Origin of the sequence: Streptomyces recifensis (genome assembly GCF_002154615.1) — a bacterium.
GTDB lineage: Bacteria > Actinomycetota > Actinomycetes > Streptomycetales > Streptomycetaceae > Streptomyces > Streptomyces griseoluteus.
Genome location: NZ_MUNH01000781.1, coordinates 1 through 292 on the forward strand (window position 1 = coordinate 1; position 292 = coordinate 292).

The following is a 292-nucleotide window of genomic DNA, read 5'->3' on the forward strand; positions in this document are numbered from 1 at the left end:
CCCCTGGCCCCACCCCGTCCGCTGGAGGCGAAGAGCGTGGACACATCCACGACCCCCCAAGGCTTCGAAGACCTCGTCGGAGACCGGCAGGTCTTCTTCCAGGAGTACTTCAACCGCAAGCCGCTGCTGCGCAGGGGCGCCCTGGACGGCCGGGCCCGGGATCTGGTGTCGGTGCGGCAGCTCGACGACATCGTGGCGATGCAGACCGTCTCGCCCGCCTACCTGCGCATCGCCAAGGACGGCCGCGGCGTGCCCGGCAAGGCCTACACCCGCACCGTCTCCGAGCGCGGGG

1 protein-coding gene is annotated in these 292 nt (G+C 71.2%); it reads left to right on the forward strand.

Going from position 1 to position 292, the window contains the following annotated elements; all coding sequences use genetic code 11:
- Positions 1-36 precede the first annotated feature (36 nt).
- Positions 37-292 (forward strand): hypothetical protein (locus tag CCN33_RS32370; RefSeq protein WP_208621965.1); only part of this gene is annotated, 256 nt, incomplete at its 3' end.